The organism is Gemmatimonadota bacterium, assembly GCA_026706345.1.
GTDB lineage: Bacteria > JAAXHH01 > JAAXHH01 > JAAXHH01 > JAAXHH01 > JAAXHH01.
The window spans coordinates 1-2429 of sequence record JAPOYX010000048.1 but is presented as its reverse complement, the minus strand read 5'-3'; the positions used below and the strand labels follow the sequence as shown (position 1 = coordinate 2429).

General features: G+C 60.4%; 3 protein-coding genes. 1 reads left to right on the top strand and 2 read right to left on the bottom strand.

Going from position 1 to position 2429, the window contains the following annotated elements; genetic code table 11:
- Nucleotides 1-193: 193 nt before the first annotated feature.
- Entirely contained in the window at nt 194-1174 is a 981-nt protein-coding gene (locus tag OXG98_04520; protein MCY3771269.1) for a D-glycerate dehydrogenase, read from the bottom strand.
- Nucleotides 1175-1287: 113 nt separating this feature from the next.
- Here OXG98_04520 and OXG98_04515 point away from each other — a divergent pair, with 113 nt between their 5' ends.
- On the top strand, nt 1288-1677 hold the full coding sequence (locus OXG98_04515; GenBank protein MCY3771268.1) for a ferredoxin:thioredoxin reductase: 390 nt from the start codon (nt 1288-1290) through the stop codon (nt 1675-1677).
- A 24-nt stretch (nt 1678-1701) separates the two neighbouring features.
- Here OXG98_04515 and OXG98_04510 read toward each other — a convergent pair.
- Nucleotides 1702-2429 (bottom strand): TonB-dependent receptor (locus OXG98_04510; GenBank protein ID MCY3771267.1); only part of this gene is annotated, 728 nt, incomplete at its 5' end.

The following is a 2429-nucleotide window of genomic DNA, read 5'->3' as shown; positions in this document are numbered from 1 at the left end:
CCTGTTTGGGAAATACGTGGTCCCGTATTTTCAGCCGTAAAATGCACGCTTCCATATAGCCAGCCGATCCCTGCCGTCATTCCGGCGCAAGCCGGAATCCAGGCTCCCGTCCCTCCGCCTCTGGATGCCGGATCATGTCCGGCATGACGCAAGCGCAACGGCAGGGCTACAGCCTGGAATGAAACGCGCCAGCTTACAGGACCTCCGAATTCACCGGCGTGGGCGGCCGCCAGCCGCCGAGAAAGGCAGCGAGGTTCTCCGCCGCCAGCGTGGCCATGCGCATCCGGGTGGCAATACTGGCGCTGCCGACGTGAGGAACAACCAGGCAGTTGTCGAGCGTCAGCAACGGGTCGTCCGCGGGCAGCGGCTCCGGGTCGGTCACATCAAGTGCGGCTCCGGCGATGACCTTGTCCCGCAGGGCTGCGTACAGGGCACGCGTATCAACAATAGGCCCACGAGCAGCGTTCACCAAAAAGGCGGTCGGCTTCATCTTTTTGAGCTGAGGCGTCGAGATGAGCTGGCGTGTTTCCGGACCGAGCGGAACCAGCACGACCACAAAGTCCGACTCGCTCAGCAGGGTGTCCATATCGACCCAGGTACACCCGAGTTGCTCCTCGGCCTCTTTGTTCTGACCGCGATTATGGTAGATCACCCGCATCTCAAAACCTTGCGCCCGCCGGGCGACTGCGGCTCCAATACGCCCCAGACCGATAATGCCCAGCGTGGCCTGATGAACGTCCGTCCCAAGAAAGACAAACGGACTCCACACCGGCCACTGGCCGGCGCGCACACGGCGTTCGCCTTCGCCGATACGGCGGGCGATACCCAGCATGAGCGCGAAGGTCAGGTCGGCCGTGGTTTCGGTCAAAACGCCCGGCGTGTTGGTCAGGACGATGTTGCGACGGGTCAGCGCCGGGACATCCACATTGTCATACCCGACGGCCATATTGGCGACGATCCTGAGCTGTGGCGCGCGGTCGAGCAGCTCGTCATCAATGCGCTCCGTGACCAGGCTCAGCAGGGCAACAGTGTCGCGCACCTCGTATAGCAAGGTCTCACGCGAAACGGCTTGATCCGACTCCCAGACAGACAGGGCACCGCAGGTTCGCAAGGGAGCCAGCGCTGCTTCGGGAAGCTGACGGGTGACATAAATTTTCGGTAGTTGCTGGGCCATGGATATGCTCTCCTCTAGCGGAAGCACACAGAGGGTGGCATAGGCCCGCTTGAAATACTAGACTAAGGGCGAAGCACCGATTCGTCGTGAATAAGGAGTTGAGGAGTCAAGCAATGGACCAGCCCTCTGAGAAAAGCATTAAGCGCATGCGCGTCTACGTTGAAAAATACATGCAGAAAACCGGCACCTCAGGTCATCCGGAGCCCGAGGTGACCGAATCGGTGATTCTGGGTCTGGCCAATAATATCGACGAGGTCGGCCGGCCGCTCTGCCCGTGCAATTTTTATCCCGACAAAAAAGCCGAGGTCGAACGCAGTCGCGAGTGGGTCTGTGCCTGTGACGAAATGAAGAAATGGAAATACTGCCACTGCCTGCTGTTCGTGACACCCGAGGGTACGCCGATTACCGAGCATCTGCCCGAAGACCACGAGGGCCGTCAAATCTACGGCCTCGTCAAAGACCCGACGCCGGGCAAGGGCCGAGAGCTGGCGGATAAATCCTAGCCGAAAACGGCCGGGCCGCGGCACTCAGCTATCGGTGAAGTGATGGGTCAACTCCAGGCCGAACACCCGCCCTCTCATCAACGGCGAGAGAGTGCCGGTGGGCAGTTGAATGTCCGTCCCGAACCGCGCGTAGTCCAGCAGGTTCTTGCCGTACAGGCCGACCACCCACTGACTGTTGTCGATATGGACATCCACTCCGGCCTGTAACATCTTCTGCTGTCGGTTGAATCCGGTGTTGTCGTCGTTGGTATACTCTTTGTCGCGGTAGGCGTAGATGACGCGCGAGGCGAGCCGAGCGCGGGGACCGACGCGGATGTTGTGGAGCAGGCTCAGGTTATAGGTCCAGTGCGCAGCCCGCGGCGGTTCGAGGTCCTCGTCCTTGTCGTCCAGCTTGCCGTCCCGGTTGAGGTCGAACTTGACCGTGGTGTAGTCCGGCTCGACATAGCCGAGCGAGCCAAAAAAGACTAAGCCGGGGGAGAGAACCACCATCCCCTCCATTTCCAAGCCCCAGAATTCGGCGTCGGCCGTATTCCGAATCACCTGCACGATGTTCTGCACCGTCTGTATGGTCGGCCGCCCATCCACAAAGGTGATGACGGGGCGACCCGTGATCGGGTCCGGGGCAGGGAGGTCCTCGCCGAAAGCCAGTTCACGTTGCAGATTGTTGACGAAGTTGTAGAAAAACGACGCGTTCAGGCGGACGCGGTCGCCGAAGGTCTTCTTGACGCCGATTTCGAAATTGTCGATCTGCT

Bases quoted from the DNA above. Each gene is read 5' to 3' on its own strand.
- OXG98_04520 (MCY3771269.1), bottom strand. From the start codon at position 1,174: ATGGCCCAGCAACTACCGAAAATTTATGTCACCCGTCAGCTTCCCGAA.
- OXG98_04515 (MCY3771268.1), top strand. From the start codon at position 1,288: ATGGACCAGCCCTCTGAGAAAAGCATTAAGCGCATGCGCGTCTACGTT.